General features: G+C 60.3%; 27 protein-coding genes. 14 read left to right on the forward strand and 13 right to left on the reverse strand.

Annotated features, from left to right (window positions below; all coding sequences use genetic code 11):
* The 10 genes from CLV74_RS03515 (at position 1) to CLV74_RS03555 (ending at position 8,026) form a co-directional block, all read left to right on the forward strand.
* Complete coding sequence (locus CLV74_RS03515; RefSeq protein WP_106262837.1) at positions 1-1,032, forward strand: MaoC family dehydratase; 1,032 nt, start codon at positions 1-3, stop codon at positions 1,030-1,032.
* A gap of 170 nt (positions 1,033-1,202) precedes the next feature.
* Positions 1,203-1,595, forward strand: coding sequence for a succinate dehydrogenase, cytochrome b556 subunit (gene sdhC / locus CLV74_RS03520; RefSeq protein WP_106262838.1), 393 nt, complete (start codon positions 1,203-1,205; stop codon positions 1,593-1,595).
* Between the two features lie 14 nt (positions 1,596-1,609).
* On the forward strand, positions 1,610-1,981 hold the full coding sequence (gene sdhD / locus CLV74_RS03525; protein ID WP_106262839.1) for a succinate dehydrogenase, hydrophobic membrane anchor protein: 372 nt from the start codon (positions 1,610-1,612) through the stop codon (positions 1,979-1,981).
* A 15-nt stretch (positions 1,982-1,996) separates the two neighbouring features.
* Positions 1,997-3,802, forward strand: coding sequence for a succinate dehydrogenase flavoprotein subunit (sdhA, locus tag CLV74_RS03530; RefSeq protein WP_106262840.1), 1,806 nt, complete (start codon positions 1,997-1,999; stop codon positions 3,800-3,802).
* The gene (locus CLV74_RS03535) at positions 3,802-4,131 is read left to right on the forward strand and encodes a hypothetical protein (protein ID WP_106262841.1); all 330 of its coding nucleotides are present in this window, start codon (positions 3,802-3,804) and stop codon (positions 4,129-4,131) included. The genes sdhA and CLV74_RS03535 overlap by 1 nt, the downstream gene beginning before the upstream one ends.
* A 12-nt stretch (positions 4,132-4,143) precedes the next feature.
* Entirely contained in the window at positions 4,144-4,923 is a 780-nt protein-coding gene (locus CLV74_RS03540; protein WP_106262842.1) for a succinate dehydrogenase iron-sulfur subunit, read from the forward strand.
* A 174-nt stretch (positions 4,924-5,097) separates the two neighbouring features.
* Complete coding sequence (locus CLV74_RS22730) at positions 5,098-5,250, forward strand: hypothetical protein (RefSeq protein WP_170107970.1); 153 nt, start codon at positions 5,098-5,100, stop codon at positions 5,248-5,250.
* A 135-nt stretch (positions 5,251-5,385) separates the two neighbouring features.
* On the forward strand, positions 5,386-5,601 hold the full coding sequence (locus tag CLV74_RS03545) for a hypothetical protein (RefSeq protein WP_106262843.1): 216 nt from the start codon (positions 5,386-5,388) through the stop codon (positions 5,599-5,601).
* Positions 5,602-5,864: 263 nt separating this feature from the next.
* Positions 5,865-7,109, forward strand: coding sequence for a DEAD/DEAH box helicase (locus CLV74_RS03550; protein WP_106262844.1), 1,245 nt, complete (start codon positions 5,865-5,867; stop codon positions 7,107-7,109).
* A 59-nt stretch (positions 7,110-7,168) separates the two neighbouring features.
* Positions 7,169-8,026: an urea carboxylase-associated family protein gene (locus CLV74_RS03555; RefSeq protein WP_106262845.1), complete on the forward strand. Its 858-nt coding sequence runs from the start codon at positions 7,169-7,171 to the stop codon at positions 8,024-8,026.
* Between the two features lie 3 nt (positions 8,027-8,029).
* Here CLV74_RS03555 and deoD read toward each other — a convergent pair whose 3' ends face one another.
* Both deoD and CLV74_RS03565 read right to left on the reverse strand, forming a co-directional pair.
* Positions 8,030-8,734 carry a purine-nucleoside phosphorylase gene (gene deoD / locus CLV74_RS03560; RefSeq protein WP_106262846.1) on the reverse strand — a complete coding sequence of 235 codons (705 nt, stop codon included), beginning with the start codon at positions 8,732-8,734 and terminating at the stop codon, positions 8,030-8,032.
* 123 nt (positions 8,735-8,857) lie between these two features.
* Positions 8,858-10,825, reverse strand: a complete 1,968-nt coding sequence (locus CLV74_RS03565) for a protein meaA (protein ID WP_106262847.1) — start codon at positions 10,823-10,825, stop codon at positions 8,858-8,860.
* A 273-nt stretch (positions 10,826-11,098) separates the two neighbouring features.
* Between CLV74_RS03565 and ccrA the strand changes: the two genes are divergently transcribed.
* From ccrA to CLV74_RS03580, 3 genes are all read left to right on the forward strand, one after another.
* On the forward strand, positions 11,099-12,382 hold the full coding sequence (gene ccrA, locus CLV74_RS03570) for a crotonyl-CoA carboxylase/reductase (protein ID WP_106263079.1): 1,284 nt from the start codon (positions 11,099-11,101) through the stop codon (positions 12,380-12,382).
* A gap of 191 nt (positions 12,383-12,573) precedes the next feature.
* Complete coding sequence (locus CLV74_RS03575) at positions 12,574-13,290, forward strand: helix-turn-helix transcriptional regulator (RefSeq protein WP_106262848.1); 717 nt, start codon at positions 12,574-12,576, stop codon at positions 13,288-13,290.
* A 54-nt stretch (positions 13,291-13,344) separates the two neighbouring features.
* Positions 13,345-14,877: an ATP-dependent DNA helicase gene (locus tag CLV74_RS03580; protein WP_106262849.1), complete on the forward strand. Its 1,533-nt coding sequence runs from the start codon at positions 13,345-13,347 to the stop codon at positions 14,875-14,877.
* 78 nt (positions 14,878-14,955) lie between these two features.
* On the opposite strand, the gene CLV74_RS03585 is transcribed toward CLV74_RS03580, so the two are convergent.
* The 11 genes from CLV74_RS03585 to trpS form a co-directional block, all read right to left on the reverse strand.
* Positions 14,956-15,717, reverse strand: a complete 762-nt coding sequence (locus tag CLV74_RS03585) for a TIGR02186 family protein (protein WP_106262850.1) — start codon at positions 15,715-15,717, stop codon at positions 14,956-14,958.
* Position 15,718: 1 nt separating this feature from the next.
* A complete protein-coding gene (locus CLV74_RS03590; protein ID WP_106262851.1) occupies positions 15,719-16,630 on the reverse strand; it encodes a sulfite exporter TauE/SafE family protein in 912 nt (303 codons plus the stop codon).
* A gap of 150 nt (positions 16,631-16,780) precedes the next feature.
* Complete coding sequence (locus CLV74_RS03595; RefSeq protein ID WP_106262852.1) at positions 16,781-17,746, reverse strand: ABC transporter permease; 966 nt, start codon at positions 17,744-17,746, stop codon at positions 16,781-16,783.
* Complete coding sequence (locus CLV74_RS03600; RefSeq protein ID WP_106262853.1) at positions 17,746-18,837, reverse strand: ABC transporter permease; 1,092 nt, start codon at positions 18,835-18,837, stop codon at positions 17,746-17,748. The genes CLV74_RS03595 and CLV74_RS03600 overlap by 1 nt, the downstream gene beginning before the upstream one ends.
* The gene (locus CLV74_RS03605; protein WP_245888446.1) at positions 18,830-20,437 is read right to left on the reverse strand and encodes an ABC transporter ATP-binding protein; all 1,608 of its coding nucleotides are present in this window, start codon (positions 20,435-20,437) and stop codon (positions 18,830-18,832) included. The genes CLV74_RS03600 and CLV74_RS03605 overlap by 8 nt, the downstream gene beginning before the upstream one ends.
* Before the next feature lie 8 nt (positions 20,438-20,445).
* Positions 20,446-21,435: a BMP family lipoprotein gene (locus CLV74_RS03610; protein ID WP_106262854.1), complete on the reverse strand. Its 990-nt coding sequence runs from the start codon at positions 21,433-21,435 to the stop codon at positions 20,446-20,448.
* A 150-nt stretch (positions 21,436-21,585) separates the two neighbouring features.
* The gene (locus tag CLV74_RS03615; protein WP_245888447.1) at positions 21,586-22,017 is read right to left on the reverse strand and encodes a GNAT family N-acetyltransferase; all 432 of its coding nucleotides are present in this window, start codon (positions 22,015-22,017) and stop codon (positions 21,586-21,588) included.
* The gene (gene tsaB, locus CLV74_RS03620; RefSeq protein ID WP_106262855.1) at positions 22,014-22,604 is read right to left on the reverse strand and encodes a tRNA (adenosine(37)-N6)-threonylcarbamoyltransferase complex dimerization subunit type 1 TsaB; all 591 of its coding nucleotides are present in this window, start codon (positions 22,602-22,604) and stop codon (positions 22,014-22,016) included. Before tsaB ends, CLV74_RS03615 begins: the two co-directional genes overlap by 4 nt.
* 2 nt (positions 22,605-22,606) lie before the next feature.
* Positions 22,607-23,170, reverse strand: coding sequence for a NifU family protein (locus tag CLV74_RS03625; RefSeq protein WP_106262856.1), 564 nt, complete (start codon positions 23,168-23,170; stop codon positions 22,607-22,609).
* An 87-nt stretch (positions 23,171-23,257) separates the two neighbouring features.
* Positions 23,258-23,713, reverse strand: coding sequence for a universal stress protein (locus CLV74_RS03630; protein ID WP_106262857.1), 456 nt, complete (start codon positions 23,711-23,713; stop codon positions 23,258-23,260).
* A gap of 173 nt (positions 23,714-23,886) precedes the next feature.
* Positions 23,887-24,912 carry a tryptophan--tRNA ligase gene (gene trpS / locus CLV74_RS03635; RefSeq protein ID WP_106262858.1) on the reverse strand — a complete coding sequence of 342 codons (1,026 nt, stop codon included), beginning with the start codon at positions 24,910-24,912 and terminating at the stop codon, positions 23,887-23,889.
* A 72-nt stretch (positions 24,913-24,984) separates the two neighbouring features.
* On the opposite strand from trpS, the gene CLV74_RS03640 reads away from it, so the two are divergent.
* Positions 24,985-25,671 carry a rhomboid family intramembrane serine protease gene (locus CLV74_RS03640; RefSeq protein WP_106262859.1) on the forward strand — a complete coding sequence of 229 codons (687 nt, stop codon included), beginning with the start codon at positions 24,985-24,987 and terminating at the stop codon, positions 25,669-25,671.
* The last annotated feature ends 15 nt before the right edge of the window (positions 25,672-25,686 follow it).

Below are 25,686 nucleotides of genomic sequence, written 5' to 3' on the forward strand. Positions count from 1 at the left end.
ATGAGCAAGACCAACGCGGGACGTTTCTTTGAAGATTATGCAGTGGGCCAAGTGATTGACCACGCGGTTCCGCGGACGGTCTCGGGCGGAGAGCGCGCGCTGTATCACGCGCTCTATCCTGCCCGTCATGCCCTGTATTCGTCGGATAAATTCGCGCAGGACAGTGGTCTGCCGAAATCGCCGATGGATGATCTGATCGCGTTCCACACCGTGTTCGGCAAGACCGTACCGGACGTGTCTTTGAACGCGGTTGCCAACCTTGGCTACGCCGAGGGCCGGTTCCTGAAGCCAGTGTACGAGGGCGACACCCTGCGTTCGCGCAGTGAGGTGATCGGGACCAAGCAGAACTCGAACGGGAAGACCGGTGTCGTCTATGTCCGCACCCAAGGTCTGAACCAGAACGACGAAGTCGTGATGGAATATGTCCGCTGGGTCATGGTGCGTAAGCGCGACGTGGATGCGGCTGTGCCTGATGCCGTTGTGCCCGATCTGAAGAAGGTTCTGGGTGTCGAGGATCTGGTGATCCCCGAGGGGCTGGATTTCTCGAACTACGATTTCACGTTGGCCGGTGAGACTCATCGTTGGGATGATTATCAGGTGGGCGAGAAGATCGACCACGTGGATGGCGTCACCATCGAAGAGGCCGAGCACATGATGGCCACCCGCCTGTGGCAGAACACCGCCAAGGTGCATTTCGACGCGACCTTCCGCGAAGATGGCAAGCGTCTGATCTACGGTGGTCACGTGATCTCGATGGCGCGGGCGCTGTCGTTCAACGGTCTGGCCAACGCGCAGATGATCGTCGGCATCAACGGCGGCGCGCACGCAAACCCCTGCTTTGCTGGCGACACAGTAAAATGTTGGACCGAGGTGCTGGACAAGACAGAAACCAATGCCCCCGGCGTGGGTGCTTTGCGTTTGCGTCTGGTCGCAACCAAGGGTGGAACCCCGTTTGCACTAAAGGGTGAAGACGGAAAGTATGACCCCAACGTCCTTCTGGACTTGGACTATTGGGTGTTGATTCCCCGTTAACGCTAAAGTGTGATCACGCTTATTGCGGGCGTGATCACAAAACCCGCGAAATGCGCGAATTTCTGTGCTGCGGTGCAGTGAAACCGTGACAGCACGAAAAAAATCACTATCACTCTGCTCCAAGGCACCGTGGCCGCTGGGAGTCGGCCGCGCAACCGAAAGGAAGAACAATGGCTGATGTGAACCGCGGCAACCGCCCGCTCTCACCGCATCTGACGATCTATCGCTTGCCGATCACTGCGATTACGTCGATTCTTGTCCGTATCACCGGAAACGCATTGCTGGTTGCAGCACTGATGACCGTTTGGTGGTTCCTGGCGGCCGCTTCTGGCCCCGAATACTACGAATTCGCCAACGGCGTGATCACAAGCTGGTTTGGTGATCTGGTCATGGCCCTGTCGGTGCTGGGCCTTTGGTACCACACCCTTGGCGGCGTGCGTCACCTGATCTGGGACCAGGTCATCGGTCTGGACATCGTAACCGCTGAAAGCCTGAGCTGGGCTGTGATCATCGGGTCTGTAGCACTGACTGTGCTGACCTGGGTCATCATGCTGGTCGCATAAGAGGAGAGCGTCAGATGGCATATCTTACCCCCCGCAAGCGCGCGACAGGCATGGGCTCGGCCAAATCGGGCGTCGAGCATTTCTGGAACATGAAGGTCAGCTCGATCGGTCTGCTGATCCTGGTTCCCTTGTTCCTGTTCACTTTTGGTCCTGCTCTTGGCAGCAGCTATGAGGAAATGGTTGCCTATTACCAGCATCCGTTCCCCGCGATCGTTGCGATCCTGACCCTGAGTGTCGGTTTCATGCACTTCAAGAACGGCTTTCAGGTCCTGATCGAGGACTACGTCCACGGTGCTGCTGGCCAGTACTCGATCATTGCGATGAACTGCCTGTGCTACGCCGCTGCGGCGACCGGCATCTTCTCGATCATCCGCATCGCACTTTAATTCGGAGACGCGCAGATGGCTGCATACGAATACGAAACCCACGAATATGACGTGGTGGTGGTCGGCGCTGGTGGCGCGGGCCTGCGTGCAACCCTTGGCATGGCCGAACAGGGCCTGCGCACCGCTTGTGTGACCAAGGTTTTCCCGACCCGTTCGCACACTGTTGCGGCACAGGGCGGTATTGCTGCTTCGCTGGGGAACATGGGTCCCGACAGCTGGCAGTGGCACATGTACGACACCGTAAAAGGTTCGGACTGGCTGGGTGACACCGACGCGATGGAATACCTCGCACGGGAAGCGCCCGCCGCGGTCTATGAGCTGGAGCACTATGGCGTGCCCTTCAGCCGGACCGAAGAAGGCAAAATCTACCAGCGTCCTTTCGGTGGCCACACCACCGAATTCGGCGAAGGCCCCGCTGTGCAGCGTACCTGCGCGGCTGCGGACCGGACCGGTCACGCGATCCTGCACACCCTCTACGGCCAGTCGGTCAAGAACAACGCGGAATTCTTCATTGAATACTTCGCGCTGGACCTGCTGATGTCCGATGATGGCGTCTGCACCGGTGTTGTCTGCTGGAAGCTGGACGACGGTACCATGCACGTCTTCAACGCGAAGATGGTTGTTCTGGCGACCGGCGGTTATGGCCGTGCCTACTTCAGCGCGACTTCGGCCCACACCTGCACCGGTGACGGTGGCGGTATGGTGGCCCGCGCAGGTCTGCCCCTGCAGGACATGGAATTCGTTCAGTTCCACCCCACCGGTATCTACGGCGCAGGCTGTCTGATCACCGAAGGTGCGCGTGGCGAAGGCGGTTACCTGACCAACAGCCAGGGCGAGCGCTTCATGGAGCGTTACGCACCGAACTACAAAGACCTTGCGCCGCGTGACTACGTTTCGCGTTGTATGACCATGGAAATCCGCGAAGGCCGCGGTGTGGGTTCTGAAGGGGATCACATCCACCTGAACCTGTCGCACCTGCCGCCCGAGGCGCTGCAGCTGCGTCTGCCCGGTATCTCGGAATCGGCTCGCATCTTTGCTGGCGTAGACGTCACCAAAGAGCCGATCCCCGTTATCCCGACCGTGCACTACAACATGGGCGGTATTCCGACCAACTACTGGGGCGAAGTGCTGAACCCGACCGCCGAAGACCCGACCGCAGTGGTCCCCGGTCTGATGGCTGTGGGCGAAGCGGGCTGTGCCTCGGTTCACGGTGCAAACCGTCTGGGCTCGAACTCGCTGATCGACCTCGTGGTCTTTGGCCGCGCTGCCGCGATCCGCGCTGGCGAGGTTGTCGACCGCGCCGCATCGATCCCTGCGACCAACACCGCTCAGGTCGACAAGTGCTTCGAGCGCTTCGACAGCCTGCGCAATGCAACCGGTGCAATCCCGACCGCAGACCTGCGTCTGGAAATGCAGAAGACCATGCAGCGTGACGCGGCGGTCTTCCGTACCTCGGAAACCCTGTCGCAGGGCGTGACCGACATGACGGCGATTGCTGGCAAGATGGGCGATCTGAAGGTCACCGACCGTAGCCTGGTCTGGAACACCGACCTGATGGAAACGCTGGAGCTGACCAACCTGATGCCGAACGCGCTGGCCACCATCGTTGGTGCCGAAGCCCGTAAGGAATCGCGCGGCGCCCACGCCCATGAGGATTTCACCAACCGCGACGACGAAAACTGGCGTGTACACACCGTCAGCCGCGTCGAAGGCAACAAGGTGGATCTGTCCTACCGTCCCGTAATCGTTGATCCGCTGACCAACGAAGATCAGGGCGGCATCGAGCTGAAGAAGATCGCACCCAAGGCGCGGACTTTCTAATGGGGATTGCAGAGGCTTTCCGGCGGGCATCGTCTGCCGGTTTGCTGATCGGACTGGCGGCCTGCGGGGCGCAATCGGTTCCCGATCAGCCCTCTGCACCCGCGCTGGACCGGATGGCAGCATCAATGGCTATCCGTCCGGTCGTTGAAAAATATGTGCCTGCGGCGCAGGCTGGCGTGGTCTCTGACTGCGTGGCTCAAACAGCCCCCGCCGCGGACATTTCGAACTTTCTCCGGATGGGGGCGGCGTTTAACACGCAGACCCGCCGCATTCTGGAGCTGATCAAGGCGCCTGCCGCCAACGATTGTATCGCGAAACAGCTTCTCTGAGAGGAGAGACCCATGGTTGAATTGGCTCTGCCCAAGAATAGCCGTATCACCACAGGCAAAACCTGGCCCAAGCCCGAGGGTGCGACCAACCTGCGCACAGTGCAGATTTATCGCTGGAACCCCGACGACGGTCAGAACCCGCGCGTCGATACGTACTTTGTGGACATGGACACCTGTGGTCCGATGGTTCTGGACGTTCTGATCAAGATCAAGAACGAGATGGACCCCACGCTGACCTTCCGTCGTTCGTGCCGTGAAGGCATCTGTGGCTCGTGCGCCATGAACATCGACGGGATCAACACGCTGGCCTGTATCTACGGTCTGGATGAGATCAAAGGCGACGTGAAGATCTACCCGCTGCCGCACATGCCGGTGGTGAAGGACCTTGTTCCGGATCTGACCCACTTCTACGCACAGCACGCCAGCATCATGCCGTGGCTGGAAACCAAGACCAACACTCCCAAGAAAGAGTGGAAGCAGTCGATCGAAGATCGCGAAAAGCTGGATGGTCTGTATGAGTGCGTTATGTGCGCCTGCTGCTCGACCAGCTGCCCCAGCTACTGGTGGAACGGCGATCGGTACCTCGGCCCTGCCGCACTGCTGCACGCCTACCGCTGGCTGATCGACAGCCGCGATGAGGCCACCGGCGAACGTCTGGACAACCTTGAAGACCCCTTCAAGCTGTACCGCTGCCACACCATCATGAACTGTGCAAAAACTTGCCCCAAGGGTCTGAACCCTGCAAAGGCCATTGCATCGATCAAGAAGATGATGGTCGACCGCGCTTACTAAGGCCGGACTGCCCAAGAGATGATCAACTGCCGCGGCGCTATGCGTTCGCGGCAGTTTTGCGTTTCAGCTATGCGTTTTGCGCATGGAAAACTTGCTCAAATGTGGGGTGCACTTTGTGCGCCGCAGGTCCATATCAATACGCAGGGGAGGAGCTACCAACGTATAGGTGCTCTGATGCAAGTAACTGCAAACACAACCGCTGCCGACGAAGCTCTGGAAGTTATGTTCGGCTACTACACCCCTGAGACCGATGCAGAGGCTCCCGCGACTGCGGCCGCTGCGCCGGAAGTTCACGAAGAATACGTAGATTACTACGAAGCGGCCTGAATTCAGGCTGTCTGGCGGGTGCACCCCTCTGCGCACCCATAGATTTCTGCGGGGTCCGTCTGTATGTCCTTCGGGGCAGGGGCGGGCCCCATTTGTTTTTATGAAGGTCCAAGCGGGCCGAAAGAGGAGCGCGTCATGATTATCGGCATTATCGGCTTGATCGTCGCCTTTGCCTTGGTGGTCATCTTTCGCAACCCCGCCACCCGCAATTGCCGCTGGCGTGAAGACCGGCGGCGCGACAAGGACGGGCTGCGGTTCTATCGCTGTGTCAACTGCGGGGCCGAGGTCTGGGACAGCCCCAAACACAGTCCGAAAACCTGCCATAACCCTGACAAAAAAGGCACATCCTGAAATCCGCTTTTGCGGCAATGCAGCGATCAAAGATTGACTTTGTAGCCCGCAGGCCCCATGTGCCTGAGCAGGTGACATGATCCGCCGCGTGAGCGGACCCCGCCAAAGCCTTTGGCGCACATGTCCCGCCCCCTCCGGTTCCCCCATCACGCAGGGTTCCTACGCTTTCAGACTGCGCATAGGGTGCGGCTGTGGGCGTATCCCTCAAACCCCGCGGGCCGATGGTCCGCGCAGGGCCGTGATGCGGCCCGAAAGGAACATTTTTGACTGATTTCAACAATCTGGGGCTCAGCCCCCGTCTTGTCGACCGTCTGACCGCGCTGGGTCTGACCCAGCCCACCCCCATTCAGGCCAAAGCGATCCCTCATGTGGTCGAAGGCCGTGACGTTATGGGGCTGGCGCAGACCGGTACCGGCAAGACCATGGCCTTTGCTCTGCCGATGGTGCAGCGCCTGAACAAGCACGGCAAGCGTGCGCCCAAGGGCTGCATCAACGCGCTGATTCTGGCCCCCACCCGCGAACTGGCCCGCCAGATCTCCGAGTCCGTACACAGCCTGACCGAAGGCGGTCCGCTGCGCATTGGCATGGTCGTTGGCGGCCAGTCGATCAACGTGCAGATCAAGCGTCTGGAAAAAGGCACTGACATCCTGATCGCGACCCCCGGTCGTCTGATCGACCTGATGGACCGCAAGGCCGTTGATCTGGGCCTGACCCAGTATCTGGTGCTGGACGAGGCTGACCAGATGCTGGATCTGGGCTTTATCCATGCCCTGCGCCGTATCTCGACCCAGCTGCCGGCGGAACGCCAAACCCTGCTGTTCTCGGCGACCATGCCGAAAAAGATGGAAGAGTTGGCGCAGGCTTACCTGACCGATCCGGTAAAGGTCGAAGTGACCCCTCCGGGCCGCGCGGCCGATAAGGTGACCCAAGGTGTTCACTTCATCGACCAGAAGGCCAAACCCGACCTGCTGATCGAGCGTCTGGACCGTCACCGTGACGAACTGGCGATCGTCTTCTCGCGCACCAAACACGGGGCAGAGCGTCTGTCGCGCAAGCTGGAAGGCGCCGGTTTCGCCGCGGGCTCGATCCACGGCAACAAGAGCCAAGGCCAGCGTGACCGTGCCCTGAAGGCGTTCAAAGAAGGCAAGCTGCGCGTTCTGGTGGCCACCGATGTGGCTGCGCGTGGCATCGACATCCCCGATGTGCGCCACGTCTATAACTTTGACCTGCCCAACGTGGCCGAGAACTACGTCCACCGCATTGGCCGGACCGCCCGCGCCGGTGCCGAAGGTGCAGCCGAGGCATTCTGCGCGCCGGACGAATTCGCCTACCTGCGTGACATCGAAAAGGTCATGAAGCTGTCGATCCCCGTCCTCAGTGGCGAGGCTCCCAAAGGCGCGGCTGCCAAGCCCGCTGCGAAAAAGCAGGGTGGCGGCAATGGTGGAAACAACGGCCGCAACGGCCAGCGTCGCCGCCGCTCGGGTCCGCCCCGCCGCAAGGCCGCCTAAGCCTTTTCTTTGGCTGAAAAATGTGACCTCCTGCGTGAAACATCGCAGGAGGTCTTTTCATGTGTGACGCCCGCCCATCCGCGCCCGCAGACGCCGAAGCACGCCGCGCCATCGCGCCGGTCATCTGCTATCCCGTAGACACGCTGCCTGCCGCGCCAATGGCGCTCTATTCCGCCGCGCGGGAAGGACTGCTCTTGGTGGACACGGTCACTGCGCCTGCCCGCGACGCGGCCACCTTCACCGTGCCTGCCGGTCATTTCTGCCGGATCGTCAGCGTGGATGGCCCTCAGGTCGGCGATTTGAACCTCTGGAATGCGAACGACCTGTCCGAGCGGTTCTTCAGCGGCAAAACCCGCGCCCTGCATGGCACCCATGTGACCACTGGTGATCGTCTTTGGTCGAACCTGCCACATCTGCGCCCTATGGCGACTGTGACCCATGACACGCTGGGTTGGTACGGGATCGATGGATATGGTGGTTCGGTCCATGACGTGATCGGCACCCGCTGCGATCCTTACACCAATAACCTACTGTCAGGAGGCCAGTATCATCACTGCTGTCATTCCAACCTGACACGGGCGTTGGCCGATCATACGGGGCTGCCGCTGGATCAGGCTGAACTCCATGTGCATGACGTGCTGAACGTTTTCATGTGCACAGGTTTCACCCGCGATACGGGCCAGTACTTCATGAAGGCCAGTCCCGTGCGGCCGGGCGACTACTTCGAATTCTTTGCGGAAATTGACCTGCTGGGTGCCCTTAGCGCCTGCCCAGGCGGCGATTGCAGTAGTGAACATTCCAGCGACACAGCCGCCTGCCATCGGCTGGAAATCCAGATCCTCAAACCCGCATCAGGTGCGCTGCAAGGCTGGCAAGCGCCCGCGGCCAACGGATACGACCGCAGCCACGGGCGGTAATCGTCAGGCGAAGGCCGCCTCAAGCGCGATCTCGACCATCTCGCCAAAGCTGCGCTCGCGGTCCTCGCTTGTCAGGGCCTCGCCGGTTTGCAGATGGTCCGAGATCGTCAGAATCGCCAAAGCACGGCGGCCGTAGCGGGCGGCCAAAGTGTAAAGCTCTGCCGCTTCCATCTCGACCGCCAGAATGCCGTGGCGGGTCATTTGCTCGTTTAGGTCGGGCCGTTCGTCATAAAACACGTCCGAGCTATAAATCCCGCCCACATGCGGGTCCGATCCCCGCGCCTCGGCTGCGGCAACCGCTGCGCGCAAGAGGCCGAAATCAGCACAGGGCGCATAGTTCACCTCGCGGAAAATCCCCTTTGAGGGCGTGGACAGGGTGGTGCTGGTCATCGCAATCACCAGATCGCGGATTTTCACTTGCGGCTGCATTCCGCCTGCCGATCCGATGCGGATCAGGGTCTGCGCGCCATAATCCTTGATCAGCTCATTGGCGTAGATCGATAGGGACGGCATCCCCATGCCGCTGCCCTGAATGGTCACCCGATGGCCGCGCCATGTGCCGGTAAAGCCCAACATCCCGCGTACATCATTTACCAGCTCTGCATCTTCCAGAAAGGTCTCGGCCGCCCATTTCGCACGATAGGGATCGCCCGGCATCAGAACGGTCTCGGCAATCTGCCCCGGCTTCGCGCCAATATGCACCGTCATTTCGAAAACTCCCGCTTTACCTACCGGTCAAAAAAGAACGGGGCCCGCCGAATGGCAAGCCCCATGCTTCTTTATTGCAAAAATACTCGACGTCACAGCGGCCTCATCCGCCGCGACGAAAGTTTATTCCGCCGCGACCGGTGCCGGATCAACCAGCGCCACGATGTCCATCATGATGCGGTTCAGCTCAAAGTCTTTCGGAGTGTAGACCTTCGCCACGCCCATTTCGAGCAGACGCTTCGCGTCGTCTTCCGGAATGATGCCGCCCACAACAACGGGGATGTCCCCCAACCCCTCAGCCCGCATGCGGTTCATCAGATCCTCAACAAGGGGGATATGGCTTCCGGACAGAATCGACAAGCCGACCACATGGGCGTTGTCCTCTCGGGTGGCCTTTACGATCTCTTCCGGAGTTAGACGGATACCTTCGTATTCGATATCCATACCACAATCGCGGGCGCGGAAGGCGATCTGCTCGGCGCCGTTGGAGTGACCGTCAAGACCAGGTTTGCCCACAAGGAACTTTAGGCGGCGACCCAGCTTGTCGCTGACCGCATCTACGGCGGCGCGGATGTCGTCCAGACCTTCGGTCTTGTTCGATACACCACGGGCCACGCCGGTCGGACCACGGTATTCACCGAAGGCCGCGCGCATCTCTGCCGCCCATTCGCCAGTGGTCGCACCGGCTTTGGCCGCCTTGATCGAGGCCGGCATGACGTTGCCGCCTTCTTTGGTCACAGCGCGTAGTTCAGCCAGTGCCTCTTGTACGGCGGCCTCATCACGCTCGGCGCGCCATGCGTTCAGGCGGGTGATCTGTTCCTGCTCGACCGCGGGATCAACAACCATGATACCGCCGTCTTCGCCCATCAGCGGGCTGGGTTCGCCGTGCTGGAACTTGTTCACGCCAACCACGATGGTTTCGTTCTTCTCGATCCGGTTCAGACGGTCGGCGTTCGATTCCACCAGACGGCCCTTCATATATTCGATCGAGCTGACCGCGCCGCCCATGCTGTCCAGTTGCGCCAGTTCCTGACGGGCACCTTCTTTCAGGGCCTCAACCTTGGCATCTACGGCGGGGTTGCCGTCGAACAGGTCCTCATATTCCAGCAGGTCGGTCTCGAATGCCAGAATCTGCTGCATCCGCATGGACCATTGCTGGTCCCACGGGCGGGGCAGGCCGAGGGCCTCGTTCCATGCGGGCAGCTGCACGGCGCGGGCGCGGGCCTTTTTCGACAGTGTCACGGCCAGCATCTCGATCAGGATGCGGTAGACGTTGTTTTCGGGCTGCTGCTCGGTCAGGCCAAGGCTGTTCACCTGTACGCCGTAACGGAAGCGGCGGTACTTGGGTTCCTGCACGCCATAACGCTCAAGGCAGATTTCGTCCCACAGGTCCACGAAGGCGCGCATTTTGCACATCTCGGTGACAAAGCGGATGCCCGCGTTCACGAAGAAGCTGATGCGGCTGACAAGGGCAGGGAAGTCTTCGGCGGACACGCGGGGACGCAGTTCGTCCAGAACGGCGGTCGCGGTGGCCAGCGCAAAGGCCAGTTCCTGCTCGGGCGTCGCGCCGGCTTCTTGCAGGTGGTAGGAACACACGTTCATCGGGTTCCACTTGGGCACGTTCTGGTAGCAGTACTCGGCCACGTCCGCGATCAGCTTGAGCGAGGGCTTGGGCGGGCAGATATAAGTACCGCGCGACAGGTATTCCTTGATCAGATCGTTCTGAACGGTGCCTTGCAGCTTGGAAATATCCGCGCCCTGTTCCTCAGCGACCGCAATATAAAGAGACAGCAGCCAAGGCGCGGTCGCGTTAATGGTCATCGAGGTGTTCATCTGTTCCAGCGGGATCTGGTCGAACAAGGTCCGCATGTCGCCCAGATGGCAAACGGGCACGCCCACCTTGCCAACTTCGCCGCGGGCCAGCACGTGATCGCTGTCATAACCGGTCTGGGTGGGCAGGTCGAAGGCCACCGAAAGGCCGGTCTGACCCTTGGCAAGGTTACCGCGATAGAGCGCGTTGGATTTGGCTGCGGTCGAGTGACCGGCATAGGTGCGGATCAGCCAGGGGCGGTCTTTCTGGGTCTCGGACATGAGGGCCTCGCGTAGTCTGGTTGAGCAATTTTATTGCGTTCGATGATTGATACTTGGAATTATGTGGCCCTGTCAATTCGCCGCGATGCGGCGGAAAGCCTTTATTTTCCTAATGCTATCGCAGCATTCGACTTTCGTCGCGACATAAAATTTCAAAAATTAATCAATTTGGGTTGCGATGTTGCGTGGCCATGACTATCTCTTGTGGCAGATGCAGCGCGATTCTGCGCCGCAGAACGAAATCACACCCCGACAGGGAGTATGGAGGCACAAATGGCACTTGATACGAACACTGGGATTGCCCCCTACGATGCACCCGAAAAAGAACTGTACGAGATCGGCGAAATGCCTCCCCTCGGCTATGTTCCCCCCAAGATGTACGCGTGGGCGATCCGCCGCGAACGTCATGGTGAGCCGGAAGTTTCGTTCCAGAAAGAAGTTGTCGACACTTGGAAAATCGACAGCCATGAGGTGCTGGTCCTCGTGATGGCGGCCGGTGTTAACTATAACGGTGTTTGGGCGGGCCTTGGTAAGCCGATTTCGCCGTTTGACGTGCACAAGCAAGACTACCACATCGCTGGCTCGGATGCCGCGGGTATTGTGTGGGCTGTTGGCGATAAAGTGAAAAATTGGAAAGTGGGTGATGAAGTTGTCATCCATTGTAACCAGGACGACGGCGACGACGAAGAGTGCAATGGCGGCGATCCGATGTTCTCTCCTTCGCAGCGGATCTGGGGTTATGAGACCGGTGACGGCTCGTTCTCTCAGTTCACCCGCGTTCAGGCTCAGCAGCTGATGCCCCGTCCCAAGCACCTGACTTGGGAAGAGAGCGCCTGCTACACCCTGACACTGGCCACCGCATACCGCATGCTGTTCGGTCACCACCCCCACGAGCTGAAGCCCGGCCAGAACGTTCTGGTATGGGGTGCCTCGGGTGGTCTGGGTTCCTATGCGATCCAGCTGGCAAATACTGCAGGTGCGAACGCGATCGGTGTCATCTCGGATGAGAGCAAGCGTCAGTTCGTGATGGATCAGGGCGCGAAAGGTGTCATCAACCGCAAGGACTTTAACTGCTGGGGTCAGCTGCCCACCGTGAACTCGCCCGAGTACAATGAGTGGCTGAAGGAAGCGCGTAAGTTCGGCAAGGCGATCTGGGACATCACCGGCAAGGGCGTGAGCGTTGACATGGTCTTCGAACACCCCGGCGAGGCGACCTTCCCCGTATCGACTCTGGTCGTGAAAAAGGGCGGTATCGTGGTGATCTGTGCTGGTACCTCTGGCTTCAACTGCACCTTCGACGTCCGCTACATGTGGATGCACCAGAAGCGTCTGCAGGGCTCGCACTTTGCGAACCTCAAGCAGGCAGCCTCGGCGAACCGCCTGATGTGCGAGCGTCGTCTGGACCCCTGCATGTCGGAAGTGTTCACTTGGGACCAGATCCCGCAGGCACACACCCGCATGCTGCGCAACGAACACAAGCCCGGCAACATGGCCGTGCTGGTTCAGGCCCCCAAGACCGGCCTGCGCACATTTGAGGACGCCCTAGCCGCGAAATAAGTCCCGCGACTAGTCAAAATTGGAAAGCCGCATCTCGAAAGAGGTGCGGCTTTTGCGTTTTTGCACTTTCGTGCGGGCAAAGGGGTATGACCTCTTGTGAGGAACACGTGAAATTGTTCATACTAGTTACATAACAAGCGACTCTTTCCAGCGTCATGCCAGATGGCCTTATCGGTTAGCGAGTTCCATTGATGAAGATTTTTAACGTCGAGGCCTGCAAGCCAGCAATTGCCCGCGCCACAACGCGCGAGGATTTGCAGGATATTGCCGAAAGTATATGTAACGAAACAGGACTGCAGCATCTGATGTTCAACTCGGCAAATATGTCGGGCAGTCCGTTTTTCTTTGGGACGTATGGTATGCGGTGGATTAGCCGCTACCTTGAGATGCAGTACTACCGGAACGACCCCGTTGTTCAGGCCTGCTACCGCAGCTTTGATCCCGTGAACTGGAACCAGTTGGACTGGTCGCCCCGTCCTGCAGCACGTTTGCGCAGTGATTCATTGGAACACGGCGTGGGCTCGCAAGGGCTGTCCTTTCCCATTCGCGGGCCGTTTGCACAGTTTTCGATGCTGAATATCTCGCACACCTGCGATGACGACGAATGGAATGCCTATGTCGAAGAGAATACATGTACGTTCTTGCGGCTTGGTGTTCAGCTGAACCGCGCAGCTTTGCGGCTGCACTCCGGAGCGATCCCCGAAATCTCGCGCCATCTGTCCCCGCGTGAGATCGAAGTGATGACCCTGTTGGCCCGCGGCCAAAGTCGGAGTCAGGCCGCGCAAGAGTTGCAAATCTCAGAACATACCCTTCGGGTCCATATCGAGGCGGCGCGCAAAAAGATGGACGCTGCAAACACGATCAACGCGGTCGCCCGCTCGATCATGATGGGTTACGTCATTCTGTGATAAACGCGCTTTTCGCGGTTTATCTGGACCCTTGCGACAGCTAGGGTCCGGCCCATGAACAACGTACCCGCAATCACCTTTTCCGACGATCAGGCCGAGGCCCACGACCGCATCGCAGATGTGCTGCGCGGGGCTGGCGTGGATATTGACGACGGCACCACCATGCCCCCTGTGGAGGGCAAACAAAGCGTGCTGGCCGTTACTGGCAAGGCGGGGTCGGGCAAGACCATGCTTTTGGCCAGCGTGGTTAAGGCGCTGGATGAGGCGGGGGTCGAGATCGTCTCAGGCGATTATGAGGGGCGCAAACGCAAAGAGCGGCGTACGCTTGCCATTCTGGCACCCACCAACAAGGCGGCCAGTGTTCTGCGGATGCGCGGCGTGCCTGCCACGACGATCCACCGCATTCTGTACACGCCGGTCTATGACCCCGAGTACGAAAAGGTGGCGGAATGGCTAGCCGGTAACGGTGAGAAGCCTGAGATTGAAGGGCTGACAGATGAGGCGCTGGAGCGGGCGAAAGCCAGCTATGAGCTGCATAAATCCGTACCCGGAGCCTTGGCGGTCGCAGGGCTGCGGGGATCCGACTTTATCACGGGCTGGAAGCGGCGCGAGGCGCCGCTTGATATCGGCTTGGTCGATGAGGCCTCGATGCTAGACGATCGTCAGTATGACGATTTGAGGGACATCTTTCCGACGCTGCTGTTGTTCGGTGATCCGGCCCAGTTGGCGCCGGTGAACCAGTCCGGCAAGATGGTGTTCGACAAGCTGCCCGCGCCAGCGGTCATGTCATTGTCCCGCATTCACCGCCAGCAGGGGGATAGCCCCATTCTGGACGTGGCGCACTCGCTGGCCGATCCGCAGCTGGGGTTTGAGGATTTCGAGAGCCTGATTCAGGATCTGGCGCGCAAGGATGATCGTGTGGTTTGGGCGCAGCGGGTCGAAGTGGATCTGATGGCGCGCAGCCCCGTGCTGGTTTGGCGAAACGCGACCCGTATCCGTCTGATCAACGCCTTTCGCAGTGTCTACGGTGCCCCCGAGACCGAGCTTTTGGAAGGCGAGCCTTTGATCTGTGACGGGATCGAACTGCCTTTGAAGCATCGCAAGAAGCGCATTGATCTGGAGGCCCGTGGTCTGATCAAGGGCGCGCAGGTGGTTTATCTGGGGCCGGGGCGAAAGCCCGGTTTTTCGCGCCTACATGTGTTGGGGGCGCTGGAGCCGCAGGTGAGTGCGGCCTCGATCGTGAAGATAGAAAAGCCCGATGAGGAAGAGCCGTTTATCCCCTTCGCGGCCCGTATGGGGGCGACGTTCCTGCATGGGGCAGCAGTGACTATCCATAAGGCGCAGGGCTCGCAATGGCCCGAGGTGCAAGTCTTTGCCCCCGATATCTACGCAGCGGCCCGCATGGGGCGCACGGAGGCGGGGCAACCTTTGTGGAAGCGGCTGGCCTATGTGGCCGTCACGCGGGCATCGGATCGTTTGTACTGGGTCGTCCGTTCGCGCCTGTCCAAGCCCTCGGGGCCTCTGAGTGTTTCGGACCTGGGCGGCACGCCTGCGCCGTTGCAGCTATCGGCCGAAGAGTTCGAATAAGAGGGGCGCTGCCCCTCTCACGGGCCATGCGGCCCGTTTCACTCCCCGAGGTATTTTCACCAAGATGAAGAGGCGCGGTTAGCGGCGGATGAGGGCGAAGAAGGTGCTTGCGCCCCAACCGGCGGCGACGGCGATGGCCAGTGACATGAGGCCATAGAGGAAGGCCTGTTCGCGGGAAAGCTCATATAGCCAGCGCTCAAGCCCGACTTTTTGCACGATGATCGGGGTCTCATAGGAAGAGACAACCGCGCCGCCGCGGGTGAGGAAAATACGGGTGAGGTATTCCCCTTCGGTCAGGTTCGCGGGCAGGGCGATGTTCGCGTCAAAAAGCGTGGATTCCTTGAGGGAGGCCGTATCCGGCAGCAGTTTATAGGTACCGGTGTTTTCGCGGATGCGGATGAGGGCATCATTGAAGGGTTGGGCGTCTTGTACATCCAGCGGCGCCCCGACCGAGCGGATCGCGCGGGGGATGGAGATTTTGTGCCGCAGGTCTTCGGTCTCTGACAGGATCTCTTTGAGCGGGCCGGTCGAGGCGACTGCGTAGAAGCTGGGGGCGCGATCGATTTCCACCGATTTGGTGTTCATCCAGATGCCGAAGACCCGTTCTTTGCGCCAGACCGTGACCGGGCCTGACGGTCCTGCGACCGTGATGATGACCTCAAGCGGGGCGCTGTCATCAGCGGGTTTGTCCCGTTTCACTGCGCCGTAAATCAGGATGTCCGAGCCGTCGAAGTCCGTGGTGATGCGGATTTCTTCGTGGCTGAGGCCTAGGACCACCTCTTCGGCGTGAAGGGGGGCTGCGATGATCAGCAATAGGAGCAGGGCAAGGCGGCGGAGCATCTTAGGAGGCTCCGATCGAGTAGAGGTCCGAGGGTGTCAGCAGCAGATCAAGGGCCAGCTTGCCGCAGACGATCAGCACAAGGGCGGCAAGGGCCACGCGCAGTTGCTCGGCCCGCAGGCGGGCGCCAAGCTGGGTGCCGAACTGGGCGCCGATGACGCCGCCGATCAGCAGGAACAGGGCCAGCGCGATGTCCACAGTGTGGTTGGTGGTGGCGTGCAGCATGGTGGTGAAGGCGCTGACGAAAATGATCTGGAAAAGCGAGGTTCCGACGACCACTTTGGTGGGCATATGCAGCAGGTAGATCATGGCAGGCACCATGATGAAGCCGCCGCCGACGCCCATGATTGCGGCCAGAACGCCTACGGCTAGACCGACCAGCAGGGGCGGGATGACCGAGATATAAAGGCCCGATGCACGGAAACGCATCTTGAGCGGTAGGGTTTGGGCAAGGCCGCGGGTTTTGCGGTGGGCTTTGACAGGGCCCTGGGTGCGGCTGCGGCGCAGGGCGCGCAGGCTCTCGACCATCATGAGGGCGCCGATGATGCCGAGGAAAACCACGTAGAAGAGGTTCACCAGAAGGTCGACTTGCCCCAACTGCTTCAGAAGGTTGAAGATCCAGACCCCGAAGCCTGATCCCACAAGGCCGCCTGCCAGCAGGACCGAGCCCATCTTGAAATCGACCGTCTTGCGTTTCAGGTGCGCCATCAGTGCCGAGAAGGACGAGGCAACGATCTGGTTCGCGCCGGTGGCCACGGCCACGGCGGGTGGAATGCCGATGAAGAACAGCAATGGGGTGATCAGAAAGCCGCCGCCGACGCCGAACATTCCGGAAAGGACCCCGACCATGCCGCCTAGACCAAGCAGCAGGAACGCGTTGACTGAGATTTCGGCTATGGGAAGGTAGATCTGCATGATTCACCGTATCGCAGCCGCAGCAAACTGGGCAACAGAAGGAAGCGCTGGCGGGAATCTTTTCCTGCGAACTGGCGCGCTTACAACACCGCGGTCTGTTTGTGTTTGCGGATGCAGAAAAGGGCCCGCGTGGGGCCCTTTGTCTATGGTTCAGCGTTCTTTCACGTAAGGCTCGCCCCCCGCACGTGGCGGGATGGCCTTGCCTACGAAGCCTGCCAGAATGATCACCGTCAGGATGTAGGGCAGCGCGTCCATGAACTGTACGGGGATGACCACGCCGCCCAGATCGATGTTCTGGTAACGCAGGGCGACCGCTTGCAAGAGGCCGAACAGCAAAGTGGCCCCAAGGGCGTACCAAGGCCGCCATTTCGCAAAGATCAGTGCCGCTAGCGCGATGTAGCCGCGCCCTGCTGTCATGTCTTTGACAAAGCCCGCTTGCAGGCCGGTGGCAAGGTAGGCCCCCGCAAGACCGCACAGCACGCCACAGATGGCGACGGCCGCATAGCGCAGGCCGGTGACCGAGACGCCAGCCGTGTCCACCGCAGCAGGGTTTTCGCCCACAGCGCGTAGACGCAGGCCAAAGCGGGTGCGGTAAAGGATCCACCATGTCAGCGGCACCATCGCCAGCGCGATATACACCAGCGCCGAGTGGCCCGAGATCAGATCGCTGTAGATCGGCCCGATGAAGGGGACGCCCGCAAGGCTGTCCGCGAAGGGCAGTGTGATGGGCTCGAACCGTGCGCCGCCGATCAGGGACGGGGTGCGACCCCCTTGCTGGAACCAACTTTGGGCGATCAGCACCGTCAGACCTGCGGCCAGAAAGTTGATCGCCACGGCAGAGATTAGCTGGTTGCCACGGAAGGTGATCGAGGCCAGCCCGTGGATCACCGACAGCGCCAGTGAGGCTCCGACACCGGCCAAGAGACCCAGCCAGACCGAGCCGCTGACATAGGCGACAGCAGCCGACATAAAGGCAGCGGCCAGCATTTTGCCCTCAAGCCCGATGTCGAAGACACCAGCCCGTTCGCTGTAAAGACCGGCAAGGCAAGCCAGCAGCAGAGGTGTTGCCAGTCGCACGGTGGAATCGAGGATCTGGATGATCGTCAGGAAATCCATCACGCCTCTCCTTTCCGGCGGGTGAACAGACGCTCGACCGGCATGCGGACCATGTCATCAAGTGCACCGGTGAAAAGGATCACAAGGGCTTGGATAACGACGATCAACTCGCGCGGGATGCTGGTCCAGAGGGCCAATTCCGCACCGCCTTGGTAGAGGAAACCGAACAGCAGCGCGGCGATCAGCACGCCTGCCGGATGGTTGCGCCCCATGAGGGCCACGGCGATACCGATAAAGCCTGCGCCTTCAACGGCGTTCATGACCAGACGCTCGGCCTCGCCCATGACATTGTTAATGGCCATCAGACCCGCGAGGCCGCCCGAAATCAGCATGGCGATGACGGTGATGCGCACGGGGTTGATGCCAGCATAGACGGCGGCGGGTTCCGAATGGCCAAAGGCGCGAATTTCATACCCTAGCTTGGTGCGCCACAGCAGCAGCCAGACCACAAAGCAGGCCAGCAGACCCACAAGGAAGGTCACGTTGGCGGGCGCGGCCTTTGAGAACGCGATCCCCAGCGGGGCCAGTAGATCATGCAGTGTGGGCAGGTGGGTGGCCTCGGGGAACTTGGCGGTGGCGGGGTCCATAGACCCTTGGGGCCGCAGCAGGTTCACTAAGATGTAGTTCAGCAAAGCGGCGGCGATGAAGTTGAACATGATCGTGGTGATCACGATATGGCTGCCGCGTTTGGCTTGCAAATAGCCCGGGATCAGTGCCCATGCCGCGCCAAAGATGGCGGCGGCAGCGGCGGCGACCGGCAGGGCGATCAGCCAATGGGGCAGGGGAAGGTAAAGGCAGGCCAGCGCCACGCCAAGACCGCCAAGCATCGCCTGACCTTCGCCGCCGATGTTGAACATTCGTGCGTGATAGGCGACCGAAACCGCAAGGCCGGTGAAGATGAAGTTGGTGGTGTAATACAGCGTATAGCCCCACCCGTAGGTGGACCCCAGCGCGCCGGACACCATCATCTTGAGCGCCGCCCAAGGGTTTTCACCGATTGCCAGAATGACCAGCGCCGACAGGCCAGCGGCCAGCAGCAGCGAGATCAGGGGGATGAGAAAGACATCCGCCCAACGGGGCATCTTATCCATTTCGGGACGCCTCCTGTCCTTGGGGGCCTGTGTCGGTGATCCCCGCCATCATCAGCCCCAGTTCCTTTTCGTTGGTCTGCGCGGGATCGCGCACGCCCATGATCTGCCCGTCGAACATCACCGCGATGCGGTCCGAGAGGGCGAAAATCTCGTCCAACTCGACCGAGACCAGCAAGATCGCCTTGCCCTGATCGCGCAGGGCGATGATCTGTTCGTGGATGAATTCGATCGCGCCGATGTCCACGCCGCGGGTGGGCTGGCCGATCAGCAGCAGGTCGGGGTTCCGCTCGATCTCGCGGGCGACGACGATCTTTTGCTGGTTGCCGCCCGAAAAGCTTTTGGCCGAGAGCCAGCAATCAGGCGGGCGCACGTCGAACTTGGCCATTTTGGCCTGCGTGTCCTGACGCAAGGCATCATTGTCCATGAACAGCCCGCGCTGGTATTTCGGGTCGTCGTGATAGCCGAAGGCCACGTTCTCCCACGCGTGAAAGTCCATGATCAGGCCTTCGCGCTGACGGTCTTCGGGCACATGGGCGATGCCGCGCTTGCGGCGCGAACGGGCGTCGGATTTCAGGCCGGTCAGGTCCAGTTCCTGCCCGTTCACACGGATGCTGCCCTTGCCAGAGCGCATCCCGCCCAAGACCTGCAACAGTTCCGACTGGCCGTTGCCTGCGACACCGGCGATGCCCAGAACCTCGCCCGCGCGGATGTCCAGATCGATGCCTTTGAGCCGTTCAACGCCCGCCTCATCGCGGACCCGCAGCCCGCGCACTTCTAGCACCGTGTCGCCTGGATTGGCGGCGGTTTTATCTACGCGCAGCAGAACCTTACGGCCCACCATCAGCTCGGCTAGCTGTTCGGGGCTGGTTTCGGAGGTTTTGACCGTTGCGGTCATCTGGCCACGGCGCATCACGCTGACCGTGTCAGTGATCTCCATGATTTCCCGCAGCTTGTGTGTGATCAGGATGATGGTTTTGCCTTCGCGCCGCAGGTTCTCAAGGATGCGAAACAGGTGATCGGCCTCGGCGGGGGTCAGCACGCCGGTCGGTTCGTCCAGGATCAGGATTTCGGCCTGACGGTACAGCGCCTTGAGGATTTCCACGCGCTGCTGGTGGCCGACGCTCAGATCCTCGACCACCGCATCAGGATTGACGTTCAATTCATATTCTTTGGCCAGCGCGGTCAGTTCCTTGCGCGCCTTGGCCAGCGAGGGACGCAAAAGCGCGCCATCCTCGGCCCCGAGAATGACGTTCTCAAGGACAGTGAAATTCTGCACCAGCTTGAAGTGCTGGAAGACCATGCCGATGCCCGCCGCGATAGCGGTCTGGCTGTCGGTGATGTTCTTTTTATCGCCGTTGACGAAAATCTCGCCCTTATCGGCTTTGTAAAAGCCGTAGAGGATCGACATCAGGGTTGATTTGCCCGCGCCGTTTTCCCCGATGATCCCGTGGATCGTTCCGGGCATTACCCTGATCGAGATGTCCTTGTTCGCTTGCACCGGCCCGAAAGCCTTCGAGATGCCCCTCAGCTCGATTGCCGGAGCGCGGGACGCATCAGGGGCGACCATCTCTGGCCGCCCCGTCTGTTGGTTGTCCACCATCTGTCCGCTTACTCGACGGGGCAGGCGCTGTCAGCCATGTAGTCATGAACCAGCAGCTCGCCGCTGGCGATCTTGGCTGCGGCCTCATCGACGCTGGCTTTCATTTCGTCGGTGACCAGATCGGCGTTGAATTCATCCATTGCGTAGCCGATGCCGCCGTTTGCGATGCCCATGACCTGGAAACCGGTCGCCAGTTCAGGGCCATCTTTGAAGGCCTCATAAACGGCGTTGTCTACGCGCTTGAGCATCGAGGTCAGGACGTGACCGGGGAACATGTAGTTCTGGTTGCTGTCCACGCCGATGCCGTAGATGCCTGCATCCGCTGCGGCCTGCAGAACACCTACACCGGTGCCGCCTGCTGCGTGGTAAACCACGTCTGCGCCTTGTGCGATCTGGGCTTTGGTCAGCTCGCCGCCTTTTACGGGATCACCCCACGCGGCGGGGGTGGTGCCGGTCATGTTCTGGATGACGGTCGCATCGGGGTTCACGGCCTTCACGCCCTGAACGTAACCACAGGCAAATTTGCGAATCAGCGGAATGTCCATGCCGCCCACAAAACCCACAACGCCGCTGGCCGATTTCTGGGCGGCCATCATACCCACCAGATACGAGCCTTCGTGTTCGTTGAACACGACCGAGCGCACGTTGTCGCCGGGGGTGACCATATCGATGATGACGAACTTGGTGTCGGGATAGTCTGCTGCGACTTCTTCCAGCGCGCTGCCAAAGGCAAAGCCTGCCATCACAACAGGGTTTGCACCCGACTCAGCAAAGCGGCGCAGGGCCTGCTCACGCTGCGCTTCGGATTGCAGTTCGATTTCGCGGAACGACTCGCCGGTTTCTTCGGCCCACTTCTGGGCGCCAGCAAAGGCCGCCTCGTTGAAGCTTTTGTCGAACTTGCCGCCAAGGTCAAAGATCAGGGCGGGTTCAGCGGCCGCAGCGCCTGCGGTCAGGGCCAGCGCGGCGGCTGCGCCGAAGAATTTGTGCATAAGGGTCATAAGACTCTCCTGTTGGATGCGCACGCGACAGGTTCGATTGGTGTCACGTCTCTGGGCCGGGACTCTCGGCCCCGGTTCTATTCCAATTTAGTGCGCAGCCTTACCGGAGGGTCAACTGGTTTTTGATCGTTTGGTCATATGACCAAGCGTTCAGAAGGCAAAAGTTCGTGTCATCACCAATGCGTCGGCTTTCCGGCCGTCTTGCAGGTGGTAGTAGGCCTTACGAACGCCCGCCTTTTCCCAGCCTTCCGCTAAGTAAAGCGTTATGGCTGCGGTGTTTTCCGCCATCACTTCCAGAAAGCCCATCTCTGCGCCCATCTCCTGAGCGCGTTGGTGGAATTCCCGCAGATTAGCCCGCCCAAGGCCCTTCTTGCGATGATCGGGATCGGTCACGATCGTCAGCAGCTCGGCCTCGCCGGCGATCACGCGGCCCAAGGCAAAGCCTCGGTCGTCGCCACAGACAAAGCAGGCATCATGGGCCAGAAAGCTATCAAACTCAGCTTCAGACCACGGGCGCAGATCGTGCATCCCCTTGCGATGCAGCACGGCCAAAGTTGCCGAATTCAAAGGCGCGGCGCTCATGGAATGATCTGGGGCGGCGCGTCTTTGGCCGGAGCCGCGTCGGCTGCCCGCAGATACAGGGGCACGGGGGCCTCGGTCTGGGTCATCGCGCGGGTCAGGGCAATGCGGGCGATCCGCTCGGCCAGATCCTCAGCAGTTGAGACCTCGGCGCAAGGGATCGTGTCATCATGCCCGTCAGCCGCGGCCCGCATCAGGGGCGCTTCGGGCGCACAGCCAAAGCCTTGCTCATAGAGTTGATCGCGCGGTGCGCTGACCACGGTGCGCACAGGGCGCGGCGCATCCAGTGCCAAGGCCTCAAGGGTCGAAACGCCCACCGCCGGAATATCCAGCGCCAAGGCCAGTCCCCGCGCCGCCGAGACAGAGATGCGAATGCCGGTAAAGTTCCCGGGCCCAACGCCCACGCCGATCACAGACAGATCGGACCATGTGCAGCCGCCCTCAGCCAGAACCTCTTCCAGCAGGGGCATCAGCCGTTCTGCCTGCCCACGGGACATGGCGTCGGCACGGGCCGCGACCAACTGGTCCCCTTGCAACAAAGCGGCCGCGCAATGCGCGGCCGATGTATCGAATGCCAGCGTCCAGACCATCGTTATACGGCGACGGGACGAACTTCGGTGACTTCAGGAATGTAGTGACGCAGCAAGTTCTCGATCCCCATCTTCAGGGTCAAAGTGCTGCTGGGGCAACCGGCGCAAGCGCCTTGCATGTGCAGATAAACAACGCCGCGCTCAAAGCCGTGGAAGGTGATGTCGCCACCATCCTGAGCCACAGCAGGACGCACGCGTGTATCCAGAAGCTCTTTGATCTGGCCGACGATCTCGGCATCCTCACCGGTATGCTCTGCATGGCCCGAACCCGCAGTCGCGCCATCGTCAATCACCGGTGCGCCGGACTGGAAATGCTCCATGATCGCGCCCAGAAGGCTGGGTTTGATGTGATCCCACTCAACCGCATCAGCTTTGGTTACGGTGACAAAGTCATTGCCCAGAAAAACACCAGCCACACCGTCCACATCAAACAAACGCTTTGCCAAGGGCGACTTGGAAGCACTGTCTTGGGTCGGAAAATCTGCGGTGCCCACTTCCAGCACGGCCTGGCCGGGCAGGAACTTCAGGGTCGCGGGGTTCGGGGTCGATTCGGTCTGGATGAACATGGGCGCCTCCGTTGCTTGCCTTGGATATGCGGACCCGTCAGCAAACTGTCAAGGTTTAGAATTATTCTAATAAATCACTGGCACGCGTCAGGTGATGGCCTCAAGACGCTCTTTGCTCATGTCGCCAGGCACGATGGTGATCGGAATCGGCAAGGTTCCCGCATTCCGCGTCATCTGCGTGACCAGCGGACCAGGCCCGCCCTTGCCGGTCCCAGCCCCAAGAACCAGAACACCCACTTCGGGGTCTTCACGGACCTGAGCCAGAATTTCCGGGACCGGTTCCCCTTCGCGAATGACCAATTCGGGGTCCACATGCTGCTTGTCGCGCATCCACTTGGCAAAGACCTCGAAATGCGCGGTGATCCGCTCGCGCTCTTCCTGCCGCATGATGTCTCCGACACCGATCCAGTGGTTGAACTCATCGGGCGGAATAATCGACAGGATCGTGACTCCGCCACCCGTATGAGCAGCCCGCATGGCGGCAAAGCGCATTGCGTTCAGACATTCTCGGGAATCGTCCAATATGACCAGAAACTTGCGCATAAGCGGCCTCCAAACCTGAACAGAAACTTTGCACAAGCCCGACCGGACTGGCAAGCACCTCCGGTCGCCCCTTCATCTTGGTCCAAATACCTCGGGGGTGAATTGGCCAAAGGCCAAGAGGGGGCAGCGCCCCCTCCTGACAGGTCTCTCAACCGCCCCGAAGGGCAAATAGATTAGCGCCCGCGCAACAGCCCTACGATGTCATAGGTCTGTTGCAGGATCGGCTCGGCGATCTCTTTCGCGCGGTCCGCGCCCTGCAGTAGCAGGCGGTCGATCTCGGCGGGATCGTCCATCAGACGCTTCATCTCGCCCGAGATCGGAGCCAGCTTTTCAACCGCCAAATCGGCCAGTGCGGGCTTGAACTTGCCCCAGCCTTCGCCGCCGAATTCGGCAATCACGGTCTCATTGGTCATATCCGCCAGAGCGGCGTAGATGTTCACAAGGTTGCGCGCCTCGGGGCGTTCGCTCAGACCATCAAGGGTCTCGGGCAGGGGCTCGGGATCGGTTTTGGCCTTCTTGAACTTCTTGGCGATGGTGTCCGCGTCATCGGTCATGTTGATGCGCTCCATGTCGGACTCGCCTGACTTGGACATCTTCTTGGACCCGTCGCGCAGGTTCATCACGCGGGTGGCGGGGCCTTCGATGATCGGCTCGCACAGGGGGAAAAAGTTCTCTGCCTTGAAGTCGTTGTTGAACTTGGTCGCGATGTCGCGGGTCAGTTCCACGTGCTGCTTCTGGTCCTCGCCCACGGGAACGTGGGTCGCGTGATACAGCAGAATGTCCGCCGCCATCAGCGAGGGATAGGCATAAAGACCCAGCGAGACCTTCTCGGCGTTTTTACCGGCCTTGTCCTTGAACTGGGTCATGCGGTTCATCCAGCCCACACGCGCGACACAGTTGAAGATCCAGCCCAGTTCCGCGTGCTGCGGGACAGCGGCCTGATTGAACAGGATCGATTTCGTCGGGTCGATGCCTGAGGCAAGGAAACCGGCGGCAACTTCGCGCGTGGCATGTTTCAGCTCTGCGGGGTCTTGCCAGACGGTGATCGCATGCAGATCCACGACACAATAAATGGTCTCGTAGTCCTGTCCCTGCATGTCCACAAAGCGTTTGATCGCACCAAGGTAGTTCCCCAGTGTCAAACCGCCCGAAGGTTTAATCCCCGAAAAGACGCGGGGGGTATGGGTGGCTGCAGTCATCGGAATTCTCCGTCTGGATTTTAAGGCCTGCATCGCTTACCCCCTGCATAAAGCCCCAGTCAAGGAGCGCCCATGAGCGATCAGCCCCACCAAGGTCCCGTCAACCCGCTTCCACCGGTGATTGTGGCCCTGTTCTTTCTGATTTTCGGCATCGAGATCACCTTCTTCCTTGGCGAGAAAGGCATTGTCGGCGGCCCTGCGGCTGTGGGTTGGCGTCTGGCGGCGCTTGAGGAATACGGTTTCTCGCCCAAGATTTTCTGGTGGATGATCGAGAATGGTGTCTACCCGCCAGAGCATCTCAAGCGGTTCCTGTCCTATGCCTTTGTTCATGCGAACTTTACCCACACGCTGTTTGTGGGGGTTTTCCTTCTGGCCTTGGGCAAGATGGTGGGCGAGGCCTTTGGTGCCGTCGCGACCCTTTTCATCTTTGTGCTTTCGGCCATCTGCGGTGCAGTGGTCTACGGCCTTGTTGTGGGCGGCGAGACTTGGCTGGTCGGCGGCTATCCGGCAGTCTACGGCCTGATCGGGGCCTTCACCTACATCCTCTGGCTGCGCCTTGGCCAAATGGGCGAGGCTCAGGTGCGGGCGTTTTCGCTGATCGGGTTTTTGCTGGGGATCCAGTTGATCTTTGGCCTGCTTTTCGGCGGCCCGCCGGACTGGGTCGGCGATATCGGCGGTTTCGCCACCGGCTTTCTGGTGTCCTTCATCGTCAGCCCCGGTGGGTGGAGCAAAATTCTGGACAAGCTACGCCAGCGCTGAACGCGCTGGCTTTTT

Source organism: Donghicola tyrosinivorans (assembly GCF_003003355.1).
In the GTDB taxonomy this organism is placed as follows: Bacteria; Pseudomonadota; Alphaproteobacteria; order Rhodobacterales; family Rhodobacteraceae; genus Donghicola; species Donghicola tyrosinivorans.

What these genes read in the sequence shown, in the direction of transcription:
- trpS (WP_106262858.1), bottom strand. Translation starts at nt 24,912, where the DNA reads ATGACTGCAGCCACCCATACCCCCCGCGTCTTTTCGGGGATTAAACCT.
- sdhA (WP_106262840.1), top strand. Translation starts at nt 1,997, where the DNA reads ATGGCTGCATACGAATACGAAACCCACGAATATGACGTGGTGGTGGTC.
- CLV74_RS03540 (WP_106262842.1), top strand. Translation starts at nt 4,144, where the DNA reads ATGGTTGAATTGGCTCTGCCCAAGAATAGCCGTATCACCACAGGCAAA.
- CLV74_RS03610 (WP_106262854.1), bottom strand. Translation starts at nt 21,435, where the DNA reads ATGACCCTTATGCACAAATTCTTCGGCGCAGCCGCCGCGCTGGCCCTG.
- CLV74_RS03585 (WP_106262850.1), bottom strand. Translation starts at nt 15,717, where the DNA reads ATGCTCCGCCGCCTTGCCCTGCTCCTATTGCTGATCATCGCAGCCCCC.
- CLV74_RS03565 (WP_106262847.1), bottom strand. Translation starts at nt 10,825, where the DNA reads ATGTCCGAGACCCAGAAAGACCGCCCCTGGCTGATCCGCACCTATGCC.
- sdhD (WP_106262839.1), top strand. Translation starts at nt 1,610, where the DNA reads ATGGCATATCTTACCCCCCGCAAGCGCGCGACAGGCATGGGCTCGGCC.
- CLV74_RS03580 (WP_106262849.1), top strand. Translation starts at nt 13,345, where the DNA reads ATGAACAACGTACCCGCAATCACCTTTTCCGACGATCAGGCCGAGGCC.
- CLV74_RS22730 (WP_170107970.1), top strand. Translation starts at nt 5,098, where the DNA reads ATGCAAGTAACTGCAAACACAACCGCTGCCGACGAAGCTCTGGAAGTT.
- CLV74_RS03575 (WP_106262848.1), top strand. Translation starts at nt 12,574, where the DNA reads ATGAAGATTTTTAACGTCGAGGCCTGCAAGCCAGCAATTGCCCGCGCC.
- CLV74_RS03535 (WP_106262841.1), top strand. Translation starts at nt 3,802, where the DNA reads ATGGGGATTGCAGAGGCTTTCCGGCGGGCATCGTCTGCCGGTTTGCTG.
- CLV74_RS03640 (WP_106262859.1), top strand. Translation starts at nt 24,985, where the DNA reads ATGAGCGATCAGCCCCACCAAGGTCCCGTCAACCCGCTTCCACCGGTG.
- CLV74_RS03590 (WP_106262851.1), bottom strand. Translation starts at nt 16,630, where the DNA reads ATGCAGATCTACCTTCCCATAGCCGAAATCTCAGTCAACGCGTTCCTG.
- CLV74_RS03545 (WP_106262843.1), top strand. Translation starts at nt 5,386, where the DNA reads ATGATTATCGGCATTATCGGCTTGATCGTCGCCTTTGCCTTGGTGGTC.
- CLV74_RS03595 (WP_106262852.1), bottom strand. Translation starts at nt 17,746, where the DNA reads ATGGATTTCCTGACGATCATCCAGATCCTCGATTCCACCGTGCGACTG.
- CLV74_RS03630 (WP_106262857.1), bottom strand. Translation starts at nt 23,713, where the DNA reads ATGCGCAAGTTTCTGGTCATATTGGACGATTCCCGAGAATGTCTGAAC.
- deoD (WP_106262846.1), bottom strand. Translation starts at nt 8,734, where the DNA reads ATGACGGTGCATATTGGCGCGAAGCCGGGGCAGATTGCCGAGACCGTT.
- tsaB (WP_106262855.1), bottom strand. Translation starts at nt 22,604, where the DNA reads ATGGTCTGGACGCTGGCATTCGATACATCGGCCGCGCATTGCGCGGCC.
- CLV74_RS03555 (WP_106262845.1), top strand. Translation starts at nt 7,169, where the DNA reads ATGTGTGACGCCCGCCCATCCGCGCCCGCAGACGCCGAAGCACGCCGC.
- CLV74_RS03625 (WP_106262856.1), bottom strand. Translation starts at nt 23,170, where the DNA reads ATGTTCATCCAGACCGAATCGACCCCGAACCCCGCGACCCTGAAGTTC.
- CLV74_RS03600 (WP_106262853.1), bottom strand. Translation starts at nt 18,837, where the DNA reads ATGGATAAGATGCCCCGTTGGGCGGATGTCTTTCTCATCCCCCTGATC.
- CLV74_RS03615 (WP_245888447.1), bottom strand. Translation starts at nt 22,017, where the DNA reads ATGAGCGCCGCGCCTTTGAATTCGGCAACTTTGGCCGTGCTGCATCGC.
- CLV74_RS03515 (WP_106262837.1), top strand. Translation starts at nt 1, where the DNA reads ATGAGCAAGACCAACGCGGGACGTTTCTTTGAAGATTATGCAGTGGGC.
- ccrA (WP_106263079.1), top strand. Translation starts at nt 11,099, where the DNA reads ATGGCACTTGATACGAACACTGGGATTGCCCCCTACGATGCACCCGAA.
- CLV74_RS03605 (WP_245888446.1), bottom strand. Translation starts at nt 20,437, where the DNA reads ATGGTGGACAACCAACAGACGGGGCGGCCAGAGATGGTCGCCCCTGAT.
- sdhC (WP_106262838.1), top strand. Translation starts at nt 1,203, where the DNA reads ATGGCTGATGTGAACCGCGGCAACCGCCCGCTCTCACCGCATCTGACG.